Genomic DNA, 23889 nt, shown 5'->3' with positions numbered 1-23889 from the left:
CGGTCGCTTTTGCGCCGCAGTGCAACAAAAAGCACTCTAGCGACGTTTCCGGGGGGCGTCGCATATTTCACGGACCCTGTTTTCGCTCTCATGACCATGCACCGCCGCGCCGTTCTGTCGGGCATTCTCGGAGGGGCCGCTGCCTTCGGCCTGCCGCGCATCACTTTCGCTGCCGGTGAAGTCCAGCGCGTGGACGACCTGATCGCCCGCATGACGATCGAGGAAAAGGCCGGGCAGATGACCTGCCTTGCCGATGCTTTCCGCCCCTTCAACCCGCCCAACCCGCAAGCCGGTATTCAGGACGAAAGGCGCCTCTCGGAGGAAATCCGCAAGGGCCGGGTCGGCTGCCTGTTCAACGGTATCGGCGTGGCCGGGGCGCGCCGCGCGCAGGAACTGGCGGTCCGGGAAAGCCGCCTCGGCATTCCGCTGCTCTTCGCGGGCGACGTGATCCATGGCCTCAAGACGATCTTCCCGGTTCCGCTCGCCGAAGCTTCGTCCTTCGACCCCGAACTCGCCCGGAGCACGGCGCGCGCCATGGCCGTGGAGGCGACGGCCGCCGGCCTGCATCTCACGTTCGCACCGATGGCGGACGTCGCCCGCGACCAGCGCTGGGGCCGCGTGGTGGAAGGTTCCGGCGAGGACGTGACCCTCACCGCCCTGCTCTCGGCAGCCCGCGTGCGCGGCTTTCAGGGGCGGGACTTGCGGCGCTCGGACTCGCTGCTCGCCTGCCCCAAGCATTTCGCCGCCTACGGGGCTGTGGCAGGCGGACTGGAATACGGCAGCGTCGATATCAGCGACGAAACCTTGCGCGAAACCCACCTGCCGCCTTTCGCCGCTTCCTTCGCGGCGGGTGCCCTGACAACGATGGCCGCCTTCAGCGAGATCAACGGCGTGCCCGCGACCGCCGACCACGCCCTGCTCACCGATACTCTGCGCGGCGAGATGGAGTTCCGGGGCTTCGTCTTTTCCGATTACACCGCCGACGAGGAACTGATCGCCCACGGCTATGCCGAGGACGAACGCGACGCCGCCCGCCTCGCCGTGCTGGCCGGGGTCGACATGTCCATGCAGAGCGGGCTTTACATCCGTTATTTGCCGGAACTTGTGAAATCCGGTGCCGTCCCGATGGGCACGGTCGATGTCGCGGTCCGGCGCATCCTCTACGTCAAGCTTGCCATGGGCATGTTCGACAATCCCTGGCGCTCGCTGGACGAGGAAGCCGAGCGTACCCGCATCGCCACCCCCGCTCATCGCGCGCTGGCGCGGGACGCCGCCGGTCGGTCCATCGTGCTGCTGAAGAACAGCGGTGTGCTGCCGATCGATACTGCGCAAGGGCAGAAGATCGCGTTGATCGGTCCCTTCGGCGAAGACCGGGACAACGTCTACGGTCCCTGGGCCTTTTACGGCGACCCCGGCAAGGGCGTGGACCTGGCCGCCGGTCTGCGCGCCGCCCTGCCCGACGCGGCGAAGCTGGCCGTCGAACCCGGCTGCGGCATGGACGGTCCGATCGGCGGCGGCATCGCCAGAGCAGTGGAAATCGCCAAATCTGCGGACATCGTGCTGCTGGCCATCGGCGAATCCCAGACCATGTCCGGCGAAGCGCAGTCGCGCACGACGATCGAGATTCCCGCCGCCCAGCAGGCGCTGGCAGACGCCATCGCGGCGACCGGCAAACCGGTCGTCGTGCTGCTGCGCCATGGCCGCGCGCTCGCGCTGCACGGCAGTGTCGCCGATGCGCAGGCGATACTGGCGACCTGGTTTCTCGGTTCTGAAAGCGGCCATGCCGTTGCCGATGTGCTGTTCGGCAAAGTCAATCCGTCGGGGAAGCTTCCCGTCAGCTTCCCCTGGGAATCCGGCCAGGAACCGTTCTTCTACGATCGCAAGTCTACCGGTCGTCCGGTCGTGGACAACCGCACAGAGTATCGCGCCCGTTATACAACCACAGACAACAGCGCACGCTTCCCGTTCGGTCACGGATTGAGCTACACCGAGTTCGTGCTCGACAATCTCAAGCTGTCGGATAGCGCGATGCGCTGGGACGATACGGTGGAGATTTCTGTCCGGATCACCAACAAGGGCAGTCGTCGCGGCAGTGAAGTCGCACAACTTTACATTCGCGACCGCGTCGCCAGTCGTACCCGTCCCATTCGCGAGTTGAAGGCCATGCAGCGTGTTTCCTTGTCTCCGGGCGAGAGCAGGACGATCCATTTCTCGCTGATCCGCAAGGATCTGGAATTCATCGGTCAGGGCAGCAAGCGGATCGCGGAACCCGGCATGTTCGACATATGGGTGGGCCAGTCTTCGACCGGAGGACTGCACACACAGATCGAACTCTACGCTGCTGCACTGCCGAAAAACTGACGTTGCACTGCCGCAAAGAACGCGGACTGCGTTGCAGATCGCGGAATCTGGCGTTTTTATGAGCATTCCCTTCGGATTTTCCCTTTACTTACGGCTGTATTACCTTGATTGTATTGGAACCGATCGACTTTGGAATATCTGGAGGAAGATGCGATGCCTGATAATGAACAGAACGACCTCGCGCGGCTGACGGTTGACCTCCTGAGCGCTTATTTCGCCAACAACAGCGTGCCGAGCAGCGAACTGGCCGGCCTGATCGAACAGACCCGTTCTGCGCTGTCGGGCGACGCGACATCCTCTGCCGGCAGCGAGCCGGTCCATACGCCTGCCGTTTCGATCGAGGAGAGCGTGGCCTCGCGCGACCATATTCTCAGCCTTATCGACGGCAAGCCCTACAAGAGCCTGAAGCGCCATCTGGCCAACAACGGCCTGACCCCGGCCGAATACCGCACCCGCTACAGCCTTCCCGGCGACTACCCGATGGTCGCTCCCACCTATTCCGAGCACCGCCGCGCCGTAGCGCAGCGCATGGGACTTGGCGGCCGTCCGAACAAGGCCAAGGAACCCGCCGCGAAAACCGGGACCGAGAAGTTCGCCCCGACCAAGGAAGCGGCACCCAAGGCAAAGTCGGCTCCTGAAAAGAAAGAAGCCGTGAAGACGGCCGCCAAGGCGAAGCCGCGCAAGCGGTTCGCTCGCGATCCCAAGGCGGCTGAACAGCCCGCGGCCAATTCCTCTTCGGGCGATACCGCAATCCAGGCTCCTGCGGCGGCACCCAAGGCCGTTCCTGCTGCGGCCGGCAAGGCAAAGCCGAAGACCGCAAGCAAGAGCAGGAAGACGCCCGCCACCGCCAAGAGCGCTAGCCCTTCGCCATCCGCAGCGGCGCCGGCGACCACCTCCAGCGACGCGGCCCCCACGCCTGCGACCGCAGAGAAGGCCAAGGCCGCCAGGAAGTCTTCGCCCACCAAGGCAGCCAAGGCTCCCGGCGCGACCTCACGCCGCGCACAGGCCAAGCGCGAAACGACCGGCACGTCCGAATAAATGCAACGCGTCCGGCATGGCGGAGATATCCGCCATGCCGGACGTTTCTCGATTCCGCTTCAGAACTTCAGGCCGAGCCGCGCGTAATAGAAACCGCCACTCAGCCCGAACGGCGCAAAATTACCATAGAGACCGGAGCCGTCGGCTGCGATGGCCCCGTGCCTGTCGGGATAGACATCGAACAGGTTGTTCGCCCCCACGGCGATATCCAGAGCCTCGGTGAGCTGATAGCCGATTTCGGCATCGGCCACCCACTTCGCACCGAACCTGCGATCGGAAGCTGCGAGGTTGCTCGACTCCGTATACGTCCCATAACGCGTCACGCGCACCAGCGCGCGGAGCTTGTCGAGAGACCAGTTGCTCGACAGCACCACCTTGCTGCGCGGCAGTGCAGCCACCAGATCGCGTTGGGCCTGACGACCGAACAAGGTGACGTTGAGATTGCTCAGCGCATCCGGGTTGTCGATCACATGAAGAATCTTGGTGCGGTTGTAGCTGTAGGCCGCATTGAGGCGAAAAGTGCCAAGCGAGGCCGTATCGAGCGTATATTCGCCCACCACGTCCACGCCGCGCGTGCGGGTGTCGATGGCATTGGTGAAGAACTGGGCGCTATCCACGTCGTCGATACCGTTGGCGACAAGGATCTCCTTGATCGCCGCGCCACCGTTGGAGGCCGTGCCGAGAAATTCGGTCTTCACGATACGGTCGTCGATGCGGATCTGATAGGCGTCGATCGTCAGGCGGAACGGGCCGGTCTCGTAAGTCACGCCCGCCGTGAAATTGAGCGACTTCTCCGGCTTCAGCGGCTTTGCACCCAGCGCGATAGCAGCTTCGCTGTTGACCGGCAGGAATTTCGAGACCGTCGAGACACGCTCATCCCCGATCAAGGTTACAGTGTTCTGGGTGGTCGAAAACGCCGTCTGCGCCAGCGAGGGGGCCCGGAAGCCGGTATTGACGCCGCCGCGCAAGGCAAGACCTTGCGCCAGTTCGACACGGGTCGAAGCCTTGGCACTGAACGTGTTGCCGGCACTGTCCGAATAGTGCTCGAAACGGCCTGCAAGCCCCAGGAACCAGCCCGGCGTCAGATCGGCCGAGAGATCAACATAGGCCGCCACGTTGTTGCGGCTGATACTGGAAGCATCGGCTGGTGACGTGCCGGTGAACGAGACAAGCCCCGGCGAAGGCGAACGGCCGCCGTAGAGCTGGCCGAACGGCGTGCCGTCCACCGGGATCACATAGCCGCCGTCGCGGTAGGAATCCGGCTCGCCCGCGATGTTCCGGAATCGCTCCCAGCGATGCTCGACGCCCAGCGACAGGCTGACCGGCTTGGTGAACCCGAGGTCCACGTCGCGGCTGACATCGAGATTGTTGACCCAGAGGTCCTGCTTCTGCCGCCCCATGAAGAAACTGCTCTTGGAATTCGGTCCCAGCGAGGGATTGAGCGTGTTGTCAGCACCCAGCTTGACGTTGTCTCGCCCGAAGCTGCTGGAAAGATCGAGCGACCATCCGGCGACCTCGCTGCGAAGCCCGAGCGCGGCCTGCCAGTCCCACTCCCAGATCCGGCGATAGGCTTGGAAGCCCGCCGGATAGAGCTGCGGCAACACCGAGGCGCCGGAACTATTGGCCAGTCCGCCGTAGCCCGTCGCCGAAGCGAAATAGGCGCCGCGTGCGTCGTTGATGTCGCGGTAGCTCAGGGTCGAGAAAGAGTAAAGCGTGGTGTCATCGCCTACCGGCAGTTCGGCGTTGTAGCTGGTGTTGACGATCTTGTCGCGATTTGAGCGGCCGTAGCCACCGGCGATCAGGTGGTTGGCATCAGCCTCGCGTGGGTCGGGCTGGCCGTTTACCAGTGGATAGACATAAGGCACCGGCTGGGCCGAGGAATCGGCGCGATCGTGGTACTTCGCCTCGATCGAGAAGCGCGCGAAGCCGCCATCGCCCAGCGGCGTGCCGTAAGACCCGGCGATTTGCGCCAGCGCCCCGCCCTTGTCGTAAAGCTGGCCGCCGGTCACCGAGAATTCGCCGCCACGCGGGGCGCTGTCGAGAATGATGTTGATGACGCCGGAGATCGCATCCGAACCGTACTGCGCCGCCGCGCCGTCGCGCAGCACTTCGATCCGGCCAACCGCGCTGGTGGGGATCAGGTCGATGTCCACCGGGGTCGATCCCCCGGAAATGCGCGAGAGATTGTTGATGAGCGAGGTCGTATGGCGGCGCTTGCCGTTGACAAGCACCAGCACGTAATCGCCGGAAAGTCCCCGGATCGAGATCGGCCGTACGCTCGCCGACGTACCGCCGCCGCCCAGCGCGGGCATGCTCAGCGACGGGATGATGTTGCCGAGGATTTCCTTGAGGCCGGTGCGGCCGGTATTCTTCAGTTCCTGCGGACTGATGACATCGATCGGTACCGGACTGTCGGCAACCGAGCGCTGGATGCGCCCGCGCGCGCCGGTAACGACGATCGCGGAACCTTCCGCATCTGCCGCTGCGGCATCGGCGGCAGGCGCTGCTGCCACCGCTTCCTCTTCTGCACGCACCGGACTGATCGCGAGAAAGGAAACACCGACAAGAAAACTGGATACTATAAACTTCTTCACAGGAGCCCCCGAATTCATAAACACGAGAGCTTCGTGCCATCTCAATTAAATCATTTGAAATTGAATTACCTTATTAGAACGCGATTTTTTCTTGATTCAAGCATTCAAGATGAATGCGCCATACAGCGGCCTTGCCGACTTCACTTCGCCAAACGTCCGGAATGTATCCAGAACGACTTGCTGATCGGATATAACTCTATTGTCGATCGGCACGCGAAGACGAATGTTCTTCTCCGCCGTGGCACGGGCGATATCCGGCGGCAGGCCGGTTTCCTTCGCCAGCACCGCGCCATAATCATCGACATGTCCCTTGGCCCATTCGAGCGCCCGCGCCTCGCGCCGAAGGAAATCGCTCAATTGCTCGCGTTTGCTCGCAATGGCGCTTTCCGGCGCGACCTCGAAGCCGTAACCCTGCACGAAGTCCCGGCCATCCACGACGATCCGGTCGCCCTCGGCCTGGGCCGCCGCGACGTAGGGCATCCATGTCGACCAGGCATCCACCGCTCCGCTCTGGAGCGCGGCACGGGAATCGCTCGGAGAAAGGAACACGATCTTCACATCATCCGCCTGGAGACCCGAAGCGATCATGGAGCGAAGCACCAGATAATGCCCTACGCTTCCACGCGTCGTGGCGATGCGCCTGCCCTTCAGGCCTTTGCCGTCATGGACCGGCGACTTTGCGGGCACGAGAATCGAGAGCGCACCATCCAGCCGTGCCTGGCTGCGCTGGGCACCCACCGCCTTGATCGGACTGCCCGCCTGATAGGCGAACTGAAACGGCGCATCGCCGACAAGTCCGAGATCGACTGCGCTGCTGCCCAGCGCTTCGAGCAGGTTCTGCGCTGCCGGAAACTCCGACCACTCGACCTGATAGGGCGCTCCGTCCAGCGCGCCGGATGCCAGCATGAGCGACTTGGTGCCGCCCTTCTGGCTGCCGATACGGAGTACCCGCGCATTTGCGCCAGCGCCCCGGCCGCAAGCGGCCAGGGCGACAGTCGCGGCAAGTCCCGCAAGCAGATTGCGTCTGTTCAGCATCAATCAGAGATCCGTCCAGAGCGGTTCGTCGGCAATCAGGATGCGGTGCAGTTCGCGCGGGAAATCGCCGTAGTTACGGACCGCGAAGTGTACCGTGGCGCGGTTGTCCCAGAAAGCCACCGTCCCCGGCCGCCACGAGAAGCGCGCCTGAAGGTCCGGGCGCTTGTACTGGCGCAGCACTTCTTCCAGCAGTTCACGGCTCTCCGACAACTCCAGCCCGAGTATCTGCGGCTGCTGCGAGAAATTGACCCAGAGGATCTTCTCTCCGGTCTCGCGGTGCGTCCGCACGATCTTGTGTGCGACGATCGGATATTCGTGTCCGGAAAGCTCCAGCGCGGGCACGAAGTTATGGGTGACGTGCTTGCCTTCGAGCCGCGCCTTCAGATCCTCTGGAAGCGTCTCGTAGGCGAGATGGGCATCGACCCAGATGGTGTCGCCCCCCACTTCCGGCAGGTTCACGTCGCGCAGAACCGCACCCCAGGTGGGCACGAGCCGCCAACTGGTGTCCGTGTGATAGGCCTCGCCCGGACGCAGCTTGTAACCGAGTTTCTTCTCGTACTCGCGGTCTTCCCGCGCGGCGATGGCGTGGACCTCCTTGTTCGCCGCGTCGTGGCGCGTGGTCGGATGGGTATAGAGCGGACCGAAGTTCGCCGCGAAAGCGGCCTGCTGGGCGTCGTCGATCGACTGGTCGCGGAAGAACAGGACCTTCCATTTCAGCAGCGCCGCACGGACCGCCTGGCGCAGTTCATCGGTCAGCGGCTTCGCCAGGTCGATGCCCTCGACTTCGGCGCCGATGGTCGGCTGGACCGGACGGATGACGAGATCGGTATCCGAAACGTCGAACGTGGAAGCGGTACTGGCCATGACTTTCTCCTTTTGCAGCCCTGCACATGCAGGTTCGGGGGCAGGTTCCAGGGGCAGATCGTTCTGCTCCCGCGTGGGTCAGGCTATGGCGAGAGCTGAACCCGAACCAACGCGGATGGCTGATAGGAAGGTGAGTATTTCCAATGCTCGGCGACGATCTCAGCTGGCCAACGCGACTTTATCCGTGCCCTCACGTGCGGCTACCTTGGCGTGCACCAGCGGGATCAGATCGCGGCCATAGTCGATGGCGTCGGCCAGCGGCTCGAAGCCGCGGATCAGGAAGTGATCGATGCCGATGTCGTAGTATTCGAGCAGGGCATCGGCGACTTGTTCGGGCGTGCCGACAAGGCCGGTACTGTTGCCCGCCGCACCGGTGAGCGCGGCCACGCCGGTCCAGAGGCGGGTGTCACGGCGCTGGGTCTGCGCGGTTTCCAGCAGGCGCAGCGATCCGGCATTGGGCGGACGGTGGCCGCTGATCGGCAGACCAGCCGCTTCACGCAGGGCGCGGACTTTTTCGGTAATCTCGTCGGCCTTCTTCCAGGCCGCTTCCTCGGTATCGGCGATGACCGGGCGGAGGGAGAGCGAGAAGCCGGGGTTGCGCCCGTGCTGCGCCGCAGCATGGCGCACCGAGCGCACCGCCTCGCCCACTTGCTCCAGCGTCTCGCCCCAGAGCGCGTAGACATCGGCATGGCGCCCCGCGACCTCGATCGCCTCGGGCGAGGAACCACCGAAGAACACCGGCAGGTTGTCCGGCTTCACCGCGCTGAAACCGCCGCGTACTTCGTAGAAGCGGCCGGAATGGTCGAAGGGACGACTTTCGCTCCACTCCCGCTTGAGTACGTCGAGATATTCGTCGCTGCGCAGGTAGCGTTCGGCCTTGAGGGTGTGCACGTCGCCGTCGCGCGCCATTTCCTCATCCGCGCCGCCGGTGATGATATGCACGGCGACGCGCCCGCCGGAAAGCTGGTCCAGCGTCGCCAGCTGGCGCGCGGCTAGGGTCGGCTGGGTGAAGCCGGGCCGGTGCGCAACAAGGAAACCCAACCGCGTGGTGATCGCGGCGGCATGGGCGGCGACGATCTGGCTTTCCGGTGAACTGGAACCGAACGGGATCAGCACCCGGTCGAAGCCACCTTCTTCCTGCTCGCGGGCGGCTGCCTCCACATAGTCGCGATCCAGCACGCGCGAACGCGGTCCGGCGTGGATTTCGGAGGTGTCGTTGAAGCCGATATAGCCGATGAACTTGACGGTCATGATGCAGTTCTTCCTTGAGAAACGGGGATCAGATGACGAAGAAGCCGTGGGTACCGTCGCGCTCCAACTGGGCGACGAGGCCGTATTCCCAGTCGAGATAGGCCTGCATGGCGGCCTCGCGGTTATCGGTGCCCTCGTAGGGACGCTTGTAGCGGCCATGAGGGCCGCGCGGTGCCGGGGCGCCGTCCTCGCCGGTTTCGAGCGGGCCATCGAAAGCATCCGCCAGCACCAGCACGTCCCAGCCGAGTTGCGCCAGCCACGAAGCGGTCATGTCGGCGCGGGGGCCAAGGTCGTCGGCCAACACGATGCGAGCGCCGCGCACGGGGGCGAAATGGTCGGTTTCCTGCACAAGCTGGCCGCCCGGCGCATTGCGGAAACCCGCCGGATGTCCGGCAGCGAAATCGGCAGGCTGGCGCACGTCGAAACGGTAGAGCGTGCGGTCGCTCTCGGCGAGCAGGACCTTGAGATCGGCACTGTCGATCCGGCGGACACCGGCGCGATAGGCCACGTCCCGCGCCCGTTCACGGGCCACGTCGAGTTCGGTTTCTTCGCCCTTGTCGACGCTTTCCTGCCGCCCGGTCTCCAGCACCTGTCCGGCCAGGGTCCAGCCGATCGTACCGTTGCGCAAGGCGAAGACCTTGTTGGGAAGGCCCGCATTGATGAGCGACTGGGTGCCGATGATGCTGCGGGTTCGGCCCGCGCAGTTGACGATGATCGTCGTGTCGGGATAGGGCGCGGCGACCGGCGCGCGCAGCACGAGTTCGGCGCCCGGCACGCTGCGGCCGCCGGGGATGCTCATCGTCGCATATTCGTCGAAACGGCGGGCATCGAGGATGGCGATATCCGCCTTCTCCTCGATCAGCGCGAGCACGTCGGGAGCCGGTAGCGAAGGGGTATGGCGGTGATGCTCGACGAGTTCGCCGAAAGCCTTGGAGTAGCTGTTGACGTCCTCGAACAACTCGTATCCCGCAGCCTTCCACCCGTCGAGCCCCCCTTCCAGCACATCGACCTGCGTGTAACCGAGCGCCCGGAACTGGTGCAGGGCCGGTTCCGCCAGACCTTCGCCGTCGTCGTAGACGACGATCGGGGTGTCCTTGCGCGGAATCCGCCAGGGCGCTTCGAGGGCGATGCGTTGCAACGGAATCTGCGCCGCGAACAAGGGATGGCCGAGCGCGAACTGCGCTTCCTCACGCACGTCGATCAGGCCGATCTCGCGCCGGGCCAGCAAAGTGCTGCGGATTTGCGACGGCGAAACGCTCATGCCCGGATCACTCCATTCCAGAGGTTGGGCAGGACCTCGTTGGCATAGCCCGAGATGAAGGGGCGCTCCTCGCCGTTGTCGCGGTAGGTCGCGCGTTCCACTGCGCCGATATTGGCACCGTAGACGTGGATCGAGATCGAGGTGCGGTCGGCAAAGGCATTGGCGACGCGGTGGATGTCCCCCGCCCGGGGATCGATCGGATCGACATCGCCCGGCCGCAGGTCTTCGGTCGCGCCTTGCTGCACGAGCGATCCGTCGCTGCGGCGGCGATAGCTCTGCACTTTCTCCGCCCCCCGCAACACACCGACAAGGCCCCAGACACGGTGATCGTGGATCGGCGTCGCCTGCCCCGGTCCCCAGACGAAGGAGACGACGCTGAAGCGTTCCGCACTGTCGCAGTGGAGCAGGTATTGCTGGTAGCGTTCGGGGTGCGGCTCGGCGAATTCATCGGGAAGCCAGTCGTCCTGCGAAACGAGCCGGGCCAGCAGATTGCTGCCGTGTTCGAGGATCGCGGGCTGCCCCGCGCCGCTGTCGAGGATCGCGGCAAATCCGGTCACGAAACGGCGCAGCGGCGTAACATCGAGCTTTGGAACGACAAGCGAAACCGGCGCGTTCATGCCAGCGCCCCGGCGTGAAGGGCGATGATTTCAGCGGCGGACGGTCCTTCCGAGACCTGCCCTCCGAGCGCCCCCAGCAGGCGGCTGCGCAAGACGCGCGCGACCTGACCGCGCTCGCCGCGCGGGGCCTCGATGCGCTCCTGCAGGACGATGCGGCCTTGATCGAGCAGGACCACACGGTCGGCCAGGGCAATGGCCTCGTCCACGTCGTGGGTGACCATCATCACTGCCGGGCGATGGCGGGTCCAGAGCGAAAGCACCAGTTCGTGCATGCGCAGACGGGTCAGCGCATCGAGGGCGGCGAAAGGCTCGTCCAGCAGCAGCAGGCTGGGTTCGCGCACCAATGCACGGGCAAGGGCCACGCGCTGCGCCTCGCCGCCGGAGAGCGTCAGAGGCCAGGCGTCGAGCCGGTGGCCGAGACCTACCTCGCGCAGGGCATCCTCCGCCCGCTGGCGTACGTCGCCCTGCCGGAGACCGAGCGCGACATTGCGCCAGACTTTCTTCCACGGCAGCAACCGCGCATCCTGGAACACGACGGCGCGGGAATCCGGCACGATCACGTCCTGCCCCGGCGTGGGATCAAGCCCGGCAAGCGTGCGCAAAAGCGTGGTCTTGCCCGATCCCGAGCGGCCGAGCAGGATCACGAACTCGCCAGGGGCGATGTCGAGATCGAGGCCGGAGATGATCGTGTTGTCACCGAAGTTGCGGGTGAAATCGCGCAGGCGAACGACAGGATCGAACTGCGGGCCGGTCACGCGGGAAAAGCCGGTCGGGCGAGCGTCCATGGCATTGTTCTCCGTTGAAAAGGCAACTGGGAAAGTCATTGGGCGACGATGCTGGGGCGCCAGACAAGCGCACGGTTCTCGATCGCCCGCACCAGCGCGTCGGCGGCCAAGCCCAATACGGCGTAGATCATCAGGCAAACGACGATGATGTCGGTGCGCATGAAGTCGCGGGCATTGTTGATGAGATAGCCGAGGCCGGCCGAGGCGTTGATCTGTTCGGCCACGACCAGCACGAGGATCGCCACCGACAGCGAATAACGCAGCCCGACCAGCAGCGACGGCAGTGCGCCGGGCAGGATCACATGGACGATCTGTTCCACGCGGCTGAGACCGAAGCTGCGCGCGCCTTCCAGCAGGCGCAGATCCACGCCGCGAATGCCGCTGTAGAGGTTGAGATAGACCGGAAAGATCGAGGCGAAGGCGATCAGCGCGATCTTCGGCGTCTCGCCGATGCCGAACCAGACGATGAACAGCGGCGTCAATGCCAGCGTCGGAATGGTTCGCTTGATCTGCATGAGTGGGTCCACCACCACTTCGCCCTGCCGCGAAAGTCCGGCGACCAGCGCCAGCACCACGCCGACACTCACGCCGATCGCCAGGCCGACGGCGATGCGCAAGAACGAGACCCAGAGGTTGTCCGCAAGCTCGCCCGAAACGGCCATGTCCAGCAGGGTCGACAGCACTTTGGAAGGCGCCGCGAGGGTGCGTTCGGGGATCAGCCCCGAGCGGGAACCGGCCTCCCAGGCAAACAGGAACAGCAACGGCGAAAGCCAGCGTGCGCTTCCCAGCGAGGCGGATATGCGGTGCGAAATGGCCATTGTCTTTCTCGTCCAGGATGGAACCGGACAAGACTACGCATTCTCAACCAATTCAATTGAGTTTTGCGACGACGACCTATCAGCATTGCTCATAGTGACGCAAAATCGTGCCTCGCGCCCGCCCAACCGTGGCGTGTTCGGGGTGAAAACCATCTCCTGGACGGCATGGGCCTATTGGAAACTCTCAAGTCATTTGCCGATCTTCTCGTTATCCAGACCCATCTCTTCATGGCTAGGCTCCGCGCCGTGACAAGCAGGAGCAAGACCATGGGCAAGACCCTCAAGGATCGTTTCAACGAACTTCAGGCGGAACGCGAACGCACCTGGAGTGCCGAACAACTGGCCCGCAATGCCGGGCAGCGCCGGTTGCTCGCCGAACGGCACGATCCCGCGAAACTGCCGCAAGTCGGCGACGAAATTCCGCCTTTCACGCTGATCGACGCAGAAGGCCGGGACCTTACGCGGGATGCGCTTGTCGCCCTAGGTCCGGCAGTGCTGGTCTTCTTCCGCTTCGGCGGCTGTCCAGCCTGCAATATCGCACTGCCCTACTACGATGAGACGCTCCGCCCCGAGCTGGAAGCACGCGGCATTCCCCTCGTCGCCGTGAGCGCGCAGACGCCGGTCGATCCGGCGCTCATCCGGCGTCACGATCTGGCCTTCCCGGTGGCAAGCGATCCCGGCTATGCTCTCGCCCGCAGCCTCGGGATCACCTTCTTCCCTGAGGATCAGCCCGAAGTCGCACCGGGCCAGGACTGGATCGGCGCGACGCTCGGCACGTTCAGCTACGAGATCGACCAGCCCGCCGTCCTCGTGCTCGGCCCGGACGGAAAGATTCTTTTGCTGGATGTCAGCCCGGACTGGCTCGACAGGACGGATAGCGAAACGATCCTGGCAGCGCTGACAGAAAAGGTTCCGACATCATCGACCCGCCGCGCAACCGCTTGAACAGAAGAGCTACCGCTTCCCCGCTCCGGGGGGCGGTCGCAGGCGCTTTCCATTTATCGTCACGCGATCGAACAGGATATCGTGCACGCCTTCCAGTTTCAGGCTGGCGTCGCCGACCTGCAAGTCGAAATCCCGCAGGAGCACATCGCCGATCTCGGTCTGGCCGGGATTGGGGCGTATCGTTCCCAGCGCTCCGAACCGCCCGCTGATACCCGAAAACGACAGTCCCCGCACCCGCGACATCGGCGGTTTCATGCCCTTAAGATCGGTATACTGGCTCCACGGCTCGACAGCCATGACCGTGCCTTCCCTGCTGTCGAGCGCGATGTTGCGGAAGCGGATGTTCTCGTAACTCTGCGGAGTGTCGGCCCGCAGTTTCAGCCGGGCCAGAACCATCGGACCTGTCACCCGGCAATCCTCCACGGTGACATCGCGCACCACCGTCGCCTCGCTGCCGCAGGCGAACGCATGGTGCCCGCGCCGGAAGTGGCAGCGGCGCACTGTCAGGCTTTCGACCGGGGGGCTATCCTGGTCCTCCAGCGCCAGCGGCCCCTTCGATCCCTTGGCGACGATGCAATCGTCGGTAACCGAGAAAAAGCAGTCCTCCACCGTGACGCGCCGACTGCTGTCCACGTCGATCCCATCGCTGCTCGGTGCCTGATGGTAGTCGTCCGGTACTTCGAAACGGGCATTACGGACCAGAACATCCTCGCATCTGTAGAGGTGCAGGTTCCAGAACTGCGAGTCCCTGAAGGTGACGCCGTCGATCACGACGCCTTTCGAATTCTCGATCAACGCCAGGCGGGCACGCGGCAGGCCGAGGTTGGGGAATTCGTTCGGATCGGGCGCCGCATTCCGCAGCTTCCAGAACATATCCCAGATCGGCCGTCCCGCCCCGTCGAGCGTACCGGCTCCGGTGATCCGCAATCCGTCGCAGCCGTCGGCATTGAGGAGCGCTGGGGTGAAGCTCGGCTCGAAATGGCCCTCGATCCGGGTTCGGCGGGGCGGGAAATGCTCCATCCGCGTCGTGCATCGCAGGACCGCACCGGTCGCGAGATGGAGATTCACACCCGGCTTCAGGAACAGCGCACCACTGGCGAAAATACCCGCCGGAATGACAACGGTCCCGCCGCCCCGGCCGGCCAGCCGATCTATCGCGGACTGTATCGCCTGCGTGTTGATCGTGGCCCCATCGGGAACCGCTCCGAACTCGGAAATCGACACGCTCTTGCCGGAAAGTTCTTCCGCGCCTCCGCTTGTGGCGCACAAGGGCAAAGTCAACAGGGGTAGCGCCAGCAGAGGCAGTGCGACCGCCCGGCGATCGCAGCGGAAGGGAGATGCTTGCGATGCAGATGTTTCGATCGCCGTTTTCCCAAGCCCCATTCGCCTCGTCCCATATTGTGCCCTTTGGGTTCATCTTACATGACGCGCAGGGTAAGGGAAGGTCGAGAAATGGCTCGCTACTTGTCCTGCTGCTCGGGAGCCTGCGTGCGGAGATAGGCGATCAGGTCGGCCCGATCGAGCGCGTCCGGCACGCCGCCGAACTGCATCGTCGTGCCCGGCACCACCGAAGCGGGCGCGGCGATCCAGGCATTCAGCGTTCGCTCGTCCCAGGTGCCGCCCGCACGGGTGAGCGCCGCCGTATAGCCGTAGCGCGAACTGTTGGTTCCGAACCTCTTGCCGAAGACGCCGAAGAGGTTCGGCCCGCCCCGGTCCATCGCGCCCTCAAGCATGCTGTGACAGGCTGCACATTGGCGGAACTTGCGCTTGCCCGCTTTCGCACTGGCCACTTTCATCAGCGCCTCCAGCGAAGGATTCGGGCCGGCGGCCGTCAGCCGCTCTTCCCGGCGGTCGTCGCCGCAGCCGCCGAGCACAAGCACGCTTCCCGAAAGCAGCACCAAAAGGGTTTGCCGGATACCTGCCATGAACTTCCTGCCCGTCAACGGCAACACAACCACCTTCGATCCGGGACGACAACGCGCGCCTTTGCTATCGGGGGAGATCCCTATTCACGGCTTTCCCGGAAGGCAATGCCAGCAAAGTGCACGAAGCGGTGCTAAGGGTAGACGGATGCGCGCCATCCATCACATCGCCATCATCGGTTCGGACTACGACCGCTCCCGCCGCTTCTATCACGAAGTGCTCGAACTGCCGATCATCCGCGAGATCTACCGCGAAGAACGCGATTCGTGGAAATGCGATCTCGATGCCGGGAATGCCCAGATCGAGTTGTTCTCCTTTCCCGCGCCGCCGCCACGCCCCTCGCACCCCGAAGCCTGCGGACTGCGCCACCTTTCCTTCGCCGTCGACGACCTCGACGCGGAAGTGGCCCGGCTCGGTGCGATCGGGGTCGAATGCGAACCGGTCCGCGTCGATCCCTACACGGACAGGCGGTTCACCTTCTTCGCCGATCCCGACGGGTTGCCGCTGGAACTTTACGAAAGCGCCTGAGCAGGCAAAAGCGCGCCATTCCAGATGTATAAGGCATTCCGGTCTTGCTGCCCGGCGCACACGGGTTAAGAAAGGGGCGGCTCCATTACAGGGAAGATCGGATGCGCCTCGCTATCGGACTGTCGCTCTGCCTGACCGCGACTCTTTTTGGAACTCCGGCTTCGGCGGCGGATAAAGTGATCCGGACCATGGACCTCTCGGCGCCGTTCCATACGCGCTCGCCCTGGCAATTCATCGCGACGCAGGGTGCCGAGGAGGAAGACCCGAGCGGCGACACGGCACCCGGAGCCATCACCCCCTGTATCACCCGTGACAAGGGCGCGAACTGCAACCCTGCCGCGACCGAAGCCTTGCGCCTGCCGGGGGCGGATGACGTGTTTTCCGTCCCGCATTTCATCAGCCGGTTGGAAGTGGTCCATCCTCAGGCCGCTCGCCCGCTTCTGCTGCTGCAACTCGCCAGTTTCCAGGCCGGTAACGGAGACCGGCGCGTGGCGCTGCAACTCTACGCCTACGACCGCGCAAAGGACGATTTCACCGCCGTCTTCACCCACCGCACCGGACGCAACAACAACCAGGAACTGCGCTATGTCGAAAATGGACCGCTGCGCGGCGACGTGATCACGGCGGAACCGACAGCCGAAGCGCCCTATGGCTACTGGATCACCGTCCACAGGCCCTCGGCCTCGGGACAATACGCGCAGGCCCTGCGCTTCCGCAGTGCCACGGCCTATGGCGACGGCAACCCACTGGCCGTGATCGATTCGGAAATGCCGAATATTCTCAAGAGACTGGGCCTGTGGCGCGCAGGAATGCCGCTGCCCTTGCCTGCCGGTGAATGCCCCCGTCCGCATCTGGTGGGCATGGCGCTCTGGTGCCGCTGAAGCCAACGCGGATTTCCTTCTCCCCGGCTGGCATGACGCGCCGGTTTCTATATGGAGTGCGCCCATGCGCTACCTCACTCTTCCCGCTTTCGCTCTTGCCGCCACGCTCGGCGCCGCTTCCCCCGCCCAGGCCTGGGGACCGATCGGCCACCGCATCACCGGCGCCATCGCCGACGAAAACCTGAGTGGCGTCGCCCGCGCCCAGGTCCGCCTGCTGCTCGGCAACGAAGACCTCGCCGAAGCGGCGACCTGGCCTGACGACATGAAGTCTGACCCGGCCGAGTTCTGGCAGAAGCGGGCCAGCCCCTGGCACTACGTAACCGTGCGCGAGGGCGACGCCTACAAGCCCTCCGATGCACCGCCCGAAGGCGATGCGCTCAGCGCCCTGACCCGCTTCACCGCCACCTTGCGCGATCCCAAGGCCTCGATCGAGGACAAGCGCCTGGCGCTGCGCTTCATCGTCCACATCATCGGCGACCTGCACCAGCCGCTCCATGTCGGCGGCGGCAACGACCGTGGCGGCAACGACGTCAAGGTGACGTGGTTCGGCAAGGAGACCAACCTGCACTCGGTATGGGACTCCGGACTGATCGAGCAGCGTTCGCTGTCCTACTCGGAATATACCCGCTGGCTCCTGCGCAAGATCACGCCCGAAGACGTGGTAGCCTGGAACGTGCGCGATCCGCTCGTCTGGACTTCCGAGAGCATTGCCCTGCGCAAGACGATCTACCCGACGAACCCGAACATCTCATGGGACTATGCCTACCAGCATCGCGGCGAGATCGACGACCGGCTCGAACACGCCGGGGTTCGTATCGCCGCCTACCTCAACTGGATCTTCGATCAGGAAGCGCCCAAGACCAAAAGCGCCCGCCCATGAGCTTCTGCGACACGATCTGGGACGAGATCGCTCCCCTGCGCCGGGCGATCCTGGCGCAGCCTTTCCTGAGCGAACTGGCGGACGGTTCGCTGGCTCCGGAAAGCTTCCGACACTACATCGTGCAGGACAGCCTCTACCTCGCCGAATATGCCCGCGCGCTCGCTATTGCCGCCGCCCGCGCGCCGACCGCGGCGGGGCGGCTGGAGTTCTCCGACGGCGCCAAAGTGGCGGTGCAGGTCGAGGAAGCGCTGCATCAGGCCTTCTTCGCGCAGTTCGGCGTAACCGCGCAAATAGCGCAGGACAGCGAGGCCAGCCCGGCCTGCCTCGGCTATACCAGCTACCTCGCCAGCCTTGCCGCAACGCGCAGCTATGAGGAACTTATCGCCGGAATCCTGCCCTGCTTCTGGGTCTATTGGGAAGTCGGCTGCGCCATCAAGCCGCGCGCAGCCTCACCCAATCCTTACGCGGCCTGGATCGACACTTACGCCGCCCCCGCGTTCGGCGAGGCGACTGACCGCGTGCGCGCGCTCGTCGACGAAGCCGCCGCGAATGCGACCCCGGCGACCCGCGCCGCCATGACCACGGCCTTCCGCAACGCCGCGCGCTACGAGTGGATGTTCTGGGATTCCGCCTATCGCCGGGAGCAATGGCCGATCTGACCGGTCACTGAAACGCGGAGGATCAGACCTGATCCTCCGCGATCCACTCGCCGAGGTCCGCCGACTGCCCGATCAGCGCGAGACCATGGGCGATCGAGGTCAATTCGTTGCCGGTGGCGATCCGCTCCTCGCCGAATCGCTGCTCGAACAGGCCGCGCACGGCGGGGATCAGCGAGGAACCACCGGTCAGGAAGACGTGGTCGATCTCGTCGGCGCGCAGGCCCGACTGCGCCAGCGCGCCGTCCACGGTCTCGCCGATGCGCTGGAGATCGGGCGCGATCCATGTTTCGAAATCGGCGCGGCTGACTTCGGCTTCGATGGTCAGGGCATCGCTCTCGAAGCGGAAGGCGCCATGTTCGGTACCTGAAAGCGCGCGCTTCAATCCGCCCACCGCTTCGTAGAGTCCGAAGCCGAGTTCATGCTCCACGACCGCGATCATCCGGGCGATCGCCGCAGGATCGGTGGCACCATGCTTCAGCTTGGCAAGCTGTTCCAGAGTGCGGCGGTTGCGCATCATGGCAAGGCGCGACCAGTCGCCGAAGTCCGCGAAGTGCCCGGCGGGGATTTCCAGAACCTTGTCGAAGGAACGATAAGTGCCGCCCTTGCCCAGCAGCGGCAGCACCAGATTATCCATGATGCGGTAGTCGAAGCGGTCGCCCGCAATGCCGATACCCGCCGAACCGAGCGGCTCGCAGCGGCGCGCCGAACCGGGCGCGTTGACCCGCACGATCGAGAAGTCGCTGGTGCCGCCGCCGAAGTCGGCGACCAGCAGGGTCGCAGGCTCGGTCAGCCGGGAAGCGAAGCTGAAGGCCGCGCCAATCGGCTCGTAGACGTAGTGGACCGGACGGCCGAGCATCGCGAACATGGCATCATAACGGGTGCGCGCCAGTTCGACATCGGGACGCGATCCAACGTAGCGCACCGGCCTGCCGACGACGATACTCTCGGGAAGATCCGCCAGCGCCCCGCCGGTATGCTCCACCAGATGTTCGAGGAACACCTGCCCCAGTTCCTCGAAGCGCAGCCGCTTTTCGAACAGCGTCGCCTGCTCGAAAGCGGGATTGGCCGCGACCGACTTGAACGATTGCAGGAAGCGCGAACCCTGCGGGAATTCAAGGAATTCCGAAATCGCCCATGGCCCCGCCTCATGGGCGAGACCACCGCGCACGCCTTCTTCCTGCCAGAAGCACAGGGCCGAGCGGAACACCGAACTCGTCCCGCCGGGCGCGGCAAAATCGACCAGATCGGCATCGCCGCCCTGCCCCAAAGCAATGACGGAATTTGTCGTACCGAAGTCGATACCGACCGAGCGGGGTGAGACCATGCTGGTCGGCATGTCGGAAATCCTTGCGAGAATCGGGAAGCGAGGCGCCTATCGCAGCGCGCTTCCTCTCGCGCAACCCGCTGCGTGGACTACTTCGTCAGCGTACGCCGCACCGCATCGTGCCAGCCGTCGATGAGCTGCTTGCGGGTCTCGCCGTTCATCTTCGGCGTAAACAGGCTGCCTTGCGTCCAGGTGGCGGCGAGCGCGGCGAGATCGGGCCAGATTCCGGTCGCCAGACCGGCATGGAAGGCCGCCCCGAGCGCCGTCGTTTCGAGATGGACGGGCCGCTCCACCGGCGCTTCCAGCATGTCGGCAAGGAACTGGCAGAGCCAGTCGTTCGCCGCCATGCCACCATCGACGCGCAGCTTGGCCAATTCCTCGCCGCCGTCGGAAACCATCGCCCGGGCGAGGTCCATGGTCTGGTAGGACACCGCTTCCAGCGCCGCCCGCGCAAGGTGCGCCTGGGTGGCGCCCAGCGTCAGACCGAAGATCGCGCCGCGCGCCTCGGGGTCCCAGTGCGGCGCGCCGAGGCCGACGAAGGCCGGGACCATGTAGACGCCGTGGTTGTTCGGCACCTTCGTCGCCATGTCGTTGGTCTCGCGGGCATGGGTGATGACGCCGATGCCGTCGCGCAGCCACTTCACCGCCGCCCCCGCCACGAAGATCGAGCCCTCGAGCGCATACGTCATCTTGCCGCCGAGCCGGTAGGCCGGGGTCGTCAGCAGACGGTTTTCCGAAGCGATCGCTTCCGATCCGGTGTTGAGCAGCATGAAGCAGCCGGTGCCGTAGGTCGACTTGGCCATGCCGGCCTCGAAGCAGGCCTGCCCGAACAAAGCGGCCTGCTGGTCTCCGGCGACGCCCGCCAGCGGAATTTCCGCACCGAACAGGCTCTTGTCGGTCATGCCGAAGAGATGGGCATTGTCGTGGACTTCGGGCAGCATCTGCATCGGCACGCGGAACAGGCGACAGAGTTCCTCGTCCCAGCGCTGTTCGCGGATATTGTAGAGCAGCGTGCGCCCGGCATTGGTCACGTCCGTGGCGTGGACCTTGCCGCCGGTCAGGCGCCAGAGCAGGAAGCTGTCGATCGTGCCGAACGCCAGTTCGCCGCGCTCCGCCCTCGCGCGGGCATCGCCTACGTTGTCGAGAATCCAGGCGAGCTTGGTGGCTGAGAAATAGGGGTCGATAAGCAGGCCGGTGCGCGCGCGAACGTCCGGCTCGGCGCCCTCCGCCTTAAGATCGGCGCAGAGCCGTGCGGTGCGCCGGTCCTGCCAGACGATCGCCCGGTGGATCGGCCTACCGCTCTCGCGCTCCCAGACCACCACGGTCTCGCGCTGGTTGGTGATGCCGATACCGGCGATGCCTGCCGCGCCCAGCCCGCTCCCCTCGATCGCCTCGCGCGCCACTTTCACCGTGTCGCGCCAGATATCCTCCGCATCGTGCTCGACCCAGCCGAGGTCGGGATAGTGCTGCTCGAACTCGCACTGCGCGGTGGCGACAGGACGGGCGGCATCGTCGAAGACGATCGCGCGGGTCGAAGTGGTGCCCTGGTCGATGGCGAGAACGTGGCGGGGCTGGGTCATGAAACTCTCCGAGAATATCTTGTCGTCTTAGTCAAGCGCGGCGTCCGACTTCGGTTTGCGACCCGCGGGCAGGTAAGGCTTGATCGCGATCTGGTAGAGCCCGGCTCCCGCCACGCCGCCGAGCAGCGGCCCGGCGATCGGAACCCACCAGTAGTTGCCGGGACTCGGGAAAGCCGAGGCATCCCAACCGGCGAAATATGCAAAGAGGCGCGGCCCGAAATCGCGCGCGGGATTGATCGCCCAGGCCTCCAGATAGCCGCCCGAGGCGCCGATCATCGCCACCAACAGGCCGATCATAAGCGCACCGGAATTGGCGCGCGGGGCCACGTCGTTGAACTCGTCGGTAATCGCGAAGATGCCGAGGACCAGCATGCCGGTCAGGATCACCTGGTCCCAGAAGGCATGGATCGGGGTGATATGCGCGCCGGGGTGCGTGAAGAACACGCCAGCCGCGCCGCCGCTGGCGCGGGTGAAGCCGTGGGCGGCATTATAGGCGTCGATCACCGGATGGTAGAGTTGCAAAACCAGCGCCGCGCCGATCACTCCGCCGAGCACTTGCGCGCCCCAATAGGGCAGCACCTTGTGCTTGGGAAAGCCGCGAAACAGCATGAGCGCAAGAGTAACCGCGGGATTGGCATGGGTGCCCGAAACCGAGCCGGTCACGTAGATCGCCATGGTCACGGCAAGGCCCCAGGCAATGCAGACGCCCCAATAGGCCTGAGCATAAGGACTGGGATCGTAAAGCGTGATCATCGCCGCAGCCGAATCGCCTATCGTGATGATGATGGCCACTGCCAGCATTTCCGAAATCAGTTCGCCGCGCAGCGCCCGCAGGTTTTCCGTCACTTCCGATCCTCTCGCCATCAGACTTTCGCTTGACGCGAAAGCTTTCTGAACATGCGTTCGAACGAACGTCAATAGTTTCGTTTGCATTTTCGTTTTCGCGGATATATTTTCGAAGAACGAAAACCAAGCATCCATGAGAGAACCGACATGACGCCCCCCGCCCCCACCTCGCAGGACGAAACCTACGATCTCCTGATCGTCGGCGGCGGCGTGAACGGTGCGGGCATTGCCCGCGATGCCGCCGGGCGCGGTCTTTCGGTGCTGCTGGTAGAGCAGGACGATCTCGCCAGTCACACATCCTCGGCCTCGACCAAGCTGATCCACGGCGGCCTGCGCTATCTCGAATATTACGAGTTCCGCCTTGTCCGCGAAGCCCTGATCGAGCGCGAGCGGCTACTGGGCATGGCGCCGCACATTATCTGGCCGCTGCGCTTCGTCCTGCCGCAATCGCTTTCGCCGCGCCCCGCCTGGATGGTCCGCCTCGGCCTGTTCCTCTACGACCACCTCGGCGGCCGCAAGACGCTGCCGGGCACGGAGACGCTCGATCTCGACCGCAACCCGCGAGGGAACGGCCTGAAAACGCAAAATTCGAAAAAAAAAGGAAAGGCCTTCGCCTATTCCGACTGCTGGGTCGAGGACAGCCGCCTCGTCGTGCTCAATGCCATGGACGCCGCCGCGCGCGGCGCCCGGATCGAGACCCGCACCCGCCTGACCGATGCGGTCAGCGAGAACGGCGGCTGGGTCGCCACGATCGAGGGCGAACAGGGTACGCGCCAGGTCCGCGCCCGGATGCTGGTCAATGCCGCCGGTCCCTGGGTCGATGCCCTGCTGCGCCAGATCGGCCGCGCAAGGGACGATCGCGGGGTCCGGCTCGTCAAGGGCAGCCACATCGTCGTCCCGCGCCTCTATGAAGGCGAGCATGCCTTCATGCTCCAGAACCCCGACCGCCGCATCGTCTTCGCGATCCCCTACGAGCGCGAGTTCACGCTGATCGGCACGACCGACGAACCCTGGACCGAAGCGCCCGGCAAGGCGACGATCAGCCCGGGCGAGATCGACTACTTGTGCGAAACCGCCAATCGCTATTTCGAGCGGCAGGTCAGCCCGCAGGATATCGTCTGGAGCTATGCCGGTATTCGCCCGCTCTACGACGATCACGCCGCGAACGCCTCGGCGGTGACGCGCGACTATGTGCTCGATTTCGACAAGGGGGATGCGCGGCAGGCGCCGATGCTGTCGATCTTCGGCGGCAAGATCACGACCTTCCGCAAGCTCGCGGAACACGCGATGGAGCATATCGCGCAGCTCTTCCCGCAAGTCGCGATGCCCTGGACCGCCGGTGCAGCACTCCCCGGCGGCGACATCGCAGACGGAGACTTCGAGCGCTTCCTAACCGATCTGATCGCGCGCTATCCGCAAATGCCGCGCGATCTGCTGCGCCGCCTCGCCCGCGCCTACGGCACCCGCGCGCCGGAAATCCTCGGTCAGGCGCGTACCCCGGACGATCTCGGGCGAGACTTCGGCGGCGGCCTCCATGCCCGCGAGATCGACTACCTCGTCGAAGCCGAATGGGCGCGCACCGCCGAGGATATCCTGTTCCGCCGCAGCAAGCTCGGTCTACACGTTCCGCCCGGCGCTGCCGAAGCGATCGATGCCTGGCTAGGCCGCGCCGCCGAGGCGCGCTAAGGGTCTGCCCGGA

21 protein-coding genes are annotated in these 23889 nt (G+C 64.8%); 8 read left to right on the top strand and 13 right to left on the bottom strand.

Annotated features, from left to right (window positions below; genetic code table 11):
• The first annotated feature begins 90 nt into the window (after window positions 1-90).
• Window positions 91-2361 (top strand): glycoside hydrolase family 3 N-terminal domain-containing protein, encoded by a 2271-nt coding sequence (locus AC4D6D_RS21570; protein ID WP_491327569.1) that lies wholly within the window; start codon window positions 91-93, stop codon window positions 2359-2361.
• Between the two features lie 153 nt (window positions 2362-2514).
• Complete coding sequence (locus AC4D6D_RS21565; RefSeq protein WP_491327568.1) at window positions 2515-3399, top strand: Ros/MucR family transcriptional regulator; 885 nt, start codon at window positions 2515-2517, stop codon at window positions 3397-3399.
• A 59-nt stretch (window positions 3400-3458) separates the two neighbouring features.
• On the opposite strand, the gene AC4D6D_RS21560 is transcribed toward AC4D6D_RS21565, so the two are convergent.
• The 8 genes from AC4D6D_RS21560 to AC4D6D_RS21525 form a co-directional block, all read right to left on the bottom strand.
• The gene (locus AC4D6D_RS21560) at window positions 3459-5933 is read right to left on the bottom strand and encodes a TonB-dependent receptor plug domain-containing protein (protein ID WP_491327567.1); all 2475 of its coding nucleotides are present in this window, start codon (window positions 5931-5933) and stop codon (window positions 3459-3461) included.
• A gap of 156 nt (window positions 5934-6089) precedes the next feature.
• On the bottom strand, window positions 6090-7028 hold the full coding sequence (locus AC4D6D_RS21555) for an ABC transporter substrate-binding protein (RefSeq protein WP_491327566.1): 939 nt from the start codon (window positions 7026-7028) through the stop codon (window positions 6090-6092).
• 3 nt (window positions 7029-7031) lie between these two features.
• The gene (locus tag AC4D6D_RS21550; protein ID WP_491327565.1) at window positions 7032-7892 is read right to left on the bottom strand and encodes a TauD/TfdA dioxygenase family protein; all 861 of its coding nucleotides are present in this window, start codon (window positions 7890-7892) and stop codon (window positions 7032-7034) included.
• Window positions 7893-8051: 159 nt separating this feature from the next.
• On the bottom strand, window positions 8052-9143 hold the full coding sequence (locus tag AC4D6D_RS21545) for an LLM class flavin-dependent oxidoreductase (RefSeq protein WP_491327564.1): 1092 nt from the start codon (window positions 9141-9143) through the stop codon (window positions 8052-8054).
• 28 nt (window positions 9144-9171) lie between these two features.
• Window positions 9172-10404: a rhodanese-like domain-containing protein gene (locus tag AC4D6D_RS21540; RefSeq protein WP_491327563.1), complete on the bottom strand. Its 1233-nt coding sequence runs from the start codon at window positions 10402-10404 to the stop codon at window positions 9172-9174.
• Entirely contained in the window at window positions 10401-11021 is a 621-nt protein-coding gene (locus AC4D6D_RS21535) for a cysteine dioxygenase family protein (protein ID WP_491327562.1), read from the bottom strand. Before AC4D6D_RS21535 ends, AC4D6D_RS21540 begins: the two co-directional genes overlap by 4 nt.
• Window positions 11018-11806, bottom strand: coding sequence for an ABC transporter ATP-binding protein (locus AC4D6D_RS21530; RefSeq protein WP_491327561.1), 789 nt, complete (start codon window positions 11804-11806; stop codon window positions 11018-11020). Before AC4D6D_RS21530 ends, AC4D6D_RS21535 begins: the two co-directional genes overlap by 4 nt.
• A 35-nt stretch (window positions 11807-11841) precedes the next feature.
• Window positions 11842-12624 (bottom strand): ABC transporter permease, encoded by a 783-nt coding sequence (locus AC4D6D_RS21525; protein ID WP_491327560.1) that lies wholly within the window; start codon window positions 12622-12624, stop codon window positions 11842-11844.
• 267 nt (window positions 12625-12891) lie between these two features.
• Between AC4D6D_RS21525 and AC4D6D_RS21520 the strand changes: the two genes are divergently transcribed.
• Window positions 12892-13569, top strand: coding sequence for a peroxiredoxin-like family protein (locus tag AC4D6D_RS21520; RefSeq protein ID WP_491328792.1), 678 nt, complete (start codon window positions 12892-12894; stop codon window positions 13567-13569).
• Between the two features lie 9 nt (window positions 13570-13578).
• On the opposite strand, the gene AC4D6D_RS21515 is transcribed toward AC4D6D_RS21520, so the two are convergent.
• Both AC4D6D_RS21515 and AC4D6D_RS21510 read right to left on the bottom strand, forming a co-directional pair.
• A complete protein-coding gene (locus AC4D6D_RS21515; protein ID WP_491327559.1) occupies window positions 13579-14793 on the bottom strand; it encodes a glycoside hydrolase family 28 protein in 1215 nt (404 codons plus the stop codon).
• Between the two features lie 236 nt (window positions 14794-15029).
• Window positions 15030-15494, bottom strand: coding sequence for a c-type cytochrome (locus AC4D6D_RS21510; RefSeq protein WP_491327558.1), 465 nt, complete (start codon window positions 15492-15494; stop codon window positions 15030-15032).
• Between the two features lie 145 nt (window positions 15495-15639).
• On the opposite strand from AC4D6D_RS21510, the gene gloA2 reads away from it, so the two are divergent.
• The 4 genes from gloA2 to tenA all read left to right on the top strand — a co-directional run bounded on the left by gloA2 (window position 15640) and on the right by tenA (window position 18440).
• On the top strand, window positions 15640-16020 hold the full coding sequence (gene gloA2 / locus AC4D6D_RS21505; RefSeq protein WP_491327557.1) for an SMU1112c/YaeR family gloxylase I-like metalloprotein: 381 nt from the start codon (window positions 15640-15642) through the stop codon (window positions 16018-16020).
• A gap of 101 nt (window positions 16021-16121) precedes the next feature.
• A complete protein-coding gene (locus tag AC4D6D_RS21500; protein ID WP_491327556.1) occupies window positions 16122-16901 on the top strand; it encodes a hypothetical protein in 780 nt (259 codons plus the stop codon).
• Window positions 16902-16965: 64 nt separating this feature from the next.
• Window positions 16966-17781: a S1/P1 nuclease gene (locus AC4D6D_RS21495; protein WP_491327555.1), complete on the top strand. Its 816-nt coding sequence runs from the start codon at window positions 16966-16968 to the stop codon at window positions 17779-17781.
• Window positions 17778-18440: a thiaminase II gene (gene tenA, locus AC4D6D_RS21490; RefSeq protein WP_491327554.1), complete on the top strand. Its 663-nt coding sequence runs from the start codon at window positions 17778-17780 to the stop codon at window positions 18438-18440. Before AC4D6D_RS21495 ends, tenA begins: the two co-directional genes overlap by 4 nt.
• A gap of 22 nt (window positions 18441-18462) precedes the next feature.
• Here tenA and AC4D6D_RS21485 read toward each other — a convergent pair whose 3' ends face one another.
• The 3 genes from AC4D6D_RS21485 to AC4D6D_RS21475 form a co-directional block, all read right to left on the bottom strand.
• The gene (locus AC4D6D_RS21485) at window positions 18463-19776 is read right to left on the bottom strand and encodes an Hsp70 family protein (RefSeq protein WP_491327553.1); all 1314 of its coding nucleotides are present in this window, start codon (window positions 19774-19776) and stop codon (window positions 18463-18465) included.
• A 77-nt stretch (window positions 19777-19853) separates the two neighbouring features.
• Complete coding sequence (gene glpK, locus AC4D6D_RS21480) at window positions 19854-21344, bottom strand: glycerol kinase GlpK (RefSeq protein ID WP_491327552.1); 1491 nt, start codon at window positions 21342-21344, stop codon at window positions 19854-19856.
• 27 nt (window positions 21345-21371) lie between these two features.
• Window positions 21372-22208, bottom strand: coding sequence for an MIP/aquaporin family protein (locus AC4D6D_RS21475; protein ID WP_491327551.1), 837 nt, complete (start codon window positions 22206-22208; stop codon window positions 21372-21374).
• Window positions 22209-22337: 129 nt separating this feature from the next.
• Here AC4D6D_RS21475 and AC4D6D_RS21470 point away from each other — a divergent pair, with 129 nt between their 5' ends.
• Window positions 22338-23876 (top strand): glycerol-3-phosphate dehydrogenase, encoded by a 1539-nt coding sequence (locus tag AC4D6D_RS21470; RefSeq protein WP_491327550.1) that lies wholly within the window; start codon window positions 22338-22340, stop codon window positions 23874-23876.
• The last annotated feature ends 13 nt before the right edge of the window (window positions 23877-23889 follow it).

The organism is Novosphingobium sp. BF6, from assembly GCF_058273105.1.
This window is presented reverse-complemented; position numbering and strand designations above follow the sequence as displayed.